We start from the raw sequence: 4096 nt of genomic DNA, 5'->3' as shown, positions 1-4096 counted from the left end.
ATGGCCCCGATCACCCGGCGCAAGAGCTCCGAGGCGTCGTCGCGATGCCAGCGCAGCACGACGACGAGGTCGTGCTCGGGCGACACGATCACGTGGTTGCCCCCGGCGCCGAGCGCTTCGAAGGCCGTGCGTGGTGCGCCCGCGAACCGTTCGCCACGCGTGTTCAGCCACCACAGGTAGCCGTAGTCTGGCCCGTGCGCGCTGGGCGTCAGCGCCGCGCGCACGTACGCTGGCGGCAGGACCTGTCGGTCGCCCCAGCGACCGCCGCGCAGCCAGAGATACCCGACGCGTGCGAGATCGAGCGCGCTGATCCACAGCCCGCCGCCCCAGCGCGTGCCGCCGCTCACCGAGGCCATGCGGGTGCCGCCTTCGGTCACGTAGCTGTTGTGATACGGCACCCACTTCCACGTGTCGGACGCACCGATGGGCGTCATGACCTCGGTGTGGAACACGTCGGGCACGGGGCGGTGGAACACGCGGAGCAGCGACAGCGCGAAGCGGTTCATCCGTACGTCGTTGTACTCGTAGTGACTGCCGGGCGCGCCGAGCACGCGAGGCGCGCGCGCGCCGTCGCCGAACGCCTCGCGTCCCACGAAGTCGTGGGCCTTGCCCCACAGCGCGCCCTCCCATTCGCTCTCCTGCTGCAGGTGCATCGCCCAGGTCACCTGCGCATTGCGGGGCGAATCGTACCCGCCATCCTTCACCGTCAGCCGCACCGGATCCTCGACGCGGATCAGGCCGTCGCGCACGGCGACGCCCGTCACGGTCGCCAGCACGCTCTTGGCCACCGAGTACGTCGGGTCGACGGCCGTCGGGTCGCCGAAGGACCCGACGACGTAGCCGTTGTGGATGACGACGCCGTTGGTCGCGGCGCGTCGCGTCGGCACCGAGCCGAGGAGGGCCCCGAACGTCTTCTCCTGATCCGAGAAGTCGATGGCCCGCGTCGTCGGCGACGCCTCGGCGTACCGGAGGGCCTCGGCCAACCGCGCCGGGTCCATGCCGGTCGCCTCCGGCGCCTTGCGGGCCCACTCGCTCGCCGGCGGGAAGTACGCGCCGCCCTGCGCCTGCACCACCGGCCGCGCGGCCAGCAACGCCACCACGGCGAGCGTGAGTCCGACGATGACCTTCACCTGCGTGCCCCTGTCCCTTCTTCCTTCTTCCTTGTCCGTCATGAGGCATGAGGCATGAGTAATGAGCAATGAGCTACGGTTCCCACACCGTGCCGCCGATGAAGCGCTCGGTGTCGCCGACGTTGTAGTAGTACACCGTCACGAGCTTGCCGTCGGGCCGCTGCACTGTCCTGGTGTAGCCGATGTCCCACGTGCCGCCGTCGTCGCGCAGCACGATCTCGTCGTCCCACGTCCGGCCCTGATCCGTGCTCACGCGGGCGCGGATGCCGTAGGGCTCGGCGCGGTAGCCGTACGTGATGACCAGGCGGCCATCCTTCATGCGCAGCAGGCTGGGCGGATTGCCGCGGCCGGTGTCGGGCACGGCGCGGACCACGTGCGCCCAGGAGGCGCCGTTGTCGTCGGACCGATACAGCTCGATGAAGCGGCGATACCGTACCGAGGTGAGCAGCGTGGTCGGCGACAGGCGCACGCTCGACGGCATGATGCCGAACTCGTTGTCGGCCGGCTCGTCGTGGACGTACGCCAGCCGGGTCCAGGTGCGGCCGCCGTCGGTGGTGCGCGCCGCGATCACGCGCCCTTCCTTCTTGTTGGCCTTCGCAGCCGTCAGGAACAGGGTCATCGACCGCGGACCATCCACGACGTAGTCGGTGCGCGCGGCGATACCCGGCGTGCCGAAGTCGGGCAGGGCAAACGGGCCCTTCCAGCGACGGCCGCGGTCGGTGGAGTAGTAGAAGCGCGACGGACCGACATGGATGCTGGCCATGCGGGCCGTGAACACGAAGTCGGGGTGGGTGAACGGGATGTCGCCCGGGCTGTCGGTCACCGGGCGCCCGGCCTCGACGGGCACGCCCGCCTGCTGCACGCCCGGGGGCGGCTTCAGATCCTCCGGGTGCTCGACGGTCCATGTCTGGCCCCCGTCGAGGCTGCGCGCCAGCAGGTGATCGGCCGGCCGCGTGTAGTCGATGGAGTGCCCGCCCTTGTTGTCCTTGAAGTATCCGGCCTCGAAGCCGACGAGGATCTCGTTCCCCCAGCTCCAGATGCCATGATTGGCAGGCCAGCCGCCGTAGCGGCCGGCGACCTTGTAGACGTCGACATGTTGGACGGTGCGCGCCGGGCGCGGCGCCGCCGAGAGCGCGACCACTGCCAGAGGCAGGGCCGCCATCGCAAGGAGGGCACGAGGCATGCGAGAGTCTCGCATCAATCAGGACGATGTGGTAGTGGACGCGCGCCGTCGTGGCGGCAGCGGGCGGACGCTCGCCGCGCTGGCGATCGGCGCGTGCCTCGGGGGGAGTGTGGCCTGGGCGCTGGCGCAGGATCGCGATCAGGATCCGCCCATGGGCCAGGCGATCTTCGTCGGCGACACCGTGCTCAAGCCGTACGATCCGGTGCCGGCCCTGGTCACCAGGGTCACCGAGGTGCGACGCGCGAAGTTCCCGGCGACCGACATCCACGCACATTGGTCCGCCTCCGTGGAACCCGCGGCCCTGCTGGCTGCGATGGACGATCTCGGCGTCGAGCGGGCGGTGAACCTCAGCGGTGGCTTCGGACCGCAGCTCGAACGCATGCTCGCGCGGTATCACGGCGCCGCGCCTGGCCGTCTCGTCATCTTCGGCAACGTCGACTTCTCGCGGATCGACGAGCCCACGTTCGCCGCTGATGCGGTGGCCATGCTCGAGCGCGGCAAGGCCCAGGGCATGGCGGGCCTGAAGATCTTCAAGACCCTCGGCCTCACCATCAAGGACCGCACCGGCACGGTCGTGCCGATCGATGACCCGCGGCTTGACCCGATCTGGGCGGCCTGCGGCCGGCTGCGCCTGCCGGTGCTGATCCACTCGGCCGACCCGGTCGCGTTCTTCTCGCCCATCGACGAGCGGAACGAGCGATGGCTCCAGCTGAAACGGCACCCGGACTGGAGCTTCTTCGGCCCCGCGTTCCGCGCGCGCGCCGACGTGCTGGCGCAGCGCGATCGCGTGATCGCCAGGCACCCGGGCACGACGTTCATCGGCGCGCACCTGGGCGACCATGCCGAAGATCTCGCGGCGCTCGACGTGCGCCTCGCGAGGTACCCCAACTTCGTCGTCGACCTGTCGGCGCGCGAGGCCGAACTCGGACGCCAGCCATACACGGCGCGGCGCTTCCTGCTGCGTTGGCAGGACCGCGTGCTGTTCGGCACCGATCGCTACCCGGGCCGCACGGATCAGCCGCGTCACCGGCTGTACTACCGATTGCTCGAGACCGAGGACGAGTACTTCAAGTACTACGACCACCCGTTCCCACCGACCGGCGAGTGGCGTGTGTACGGACTGTACCTGCCCGACGCGGTGCTGAAGAAGATCTACCAGTCCAACGCCGACCGCGTGCTCGGCTGGCGCGTCAGTGACCGCGCGACACGTCGCTGAGGACTCCTGTGGCGACCGACAGGCCGCCGCGGTGGGGCTCGCCGGTCGAGCTCGCCGGTCGTGTGTCCGCACGAAGATGCCGCAGGCCGAAGCCCTGTCGGGCACCAGCTCGCTGCCGCGCCGCGCACGTTTCACACATCTGTCACGCCCGTCGAGGGGCGGCATCCGTCAATACTGCGAACGCACGCGCCCCCAGAGGAGGCGGGTCGTGCCTGGGAGCGTCCGACCGTGAACCTCTTCCGTCCTCTCGTGCTCGTGACTGCGCTCGGTCTCGGCGTGCCCGCCGTGACGACGTCCCCGACGCATGCCGCCGTCGACGCGACGCCACGCCCCGCGCTCGGTGGCGTGTGGCAGATCAACCGTGACCTCTCGACCGCTCCTGGCGGCGGCGCAGGGGGCGAGATGGGACCGCCCCCGGGCGGTGGCCGCGGAGGGCGCGGCGGGCCTGGTGGCGGGGGCGGCATGGGCGGGCCTGGTGGCGGTGCGGGCGGCCCGGGCGGCGGCATGGGTGGGCCAGGCGGCGGCATGGGCCGGGGTGGGGGCGGCATGGGCCGGGGTGGGGGCGGC

The 4096-nt window shown here is 70.9% G+C and carries 3 protein-coding genes and 1 pseudogene; 2 read left to right on the top strand and 2 right to left on the bottom strand.

Annotation, left to right across the window (positions count from 1 at the left end):
• On the bottom strand, positions 1–1130 hold a 1130-nt coding region (locus ACIRDX_RS21220), incomplete at its 3' end, for a serine hydrolase domain-containing protein (RefSeq protein WP_396627428.1).
• Positions 1131–1203: 73 nt separating this feature from the next.
• On the bottom strand, positions 1204–2313 hold the full coding sequence (locus ACIRDX_RS21215) for a sialidase family protein (RefSeq protein WP_396627427.1): 1110 nt from the start codon (positions 2311–2313) through the stop codon (positions 1204–1206).
• Between ACIRDX_RS21215 and ACIRDX_RS21210 the strand changes: the two genes are divergently transcribed.
• On the top strand, positions 2312–3529 hold the full coding sequence (locus ACIRDX_RS21210; RefSeq protein ID WP_396627426.1) for an amidohydrolase family protein: 1218 nt from the start codon (positions 2312–2314) through the stop codon (positions 3527–3529). The two genes, ACIRDX_RS21215 and ACIRDX_RS21210, sit on opposite strands and share 2 nt — an antisense overlap.
• Before the next feature lie 228 nt (positions 3530–3757).
• A pseudogene (locus tag ACIRDX_RS21205) lies at positions 3758–4096 on the top strand (hypothetical protein); the annotation flags it as partial.

This window comes from Luteitalea sp. (genome assembly GCF_044337415.1).
Classification (GTDB): Bacteria; Acidobacteriota; Vicinamibacteria; order Vicinamibacterales; family Vicinamibacteraceae; genus Luteitalea.
Note: the sequence above shows the minus strand (reverse complement) of the source record. Positions and strands in the feature narration are given on the sequence as shown.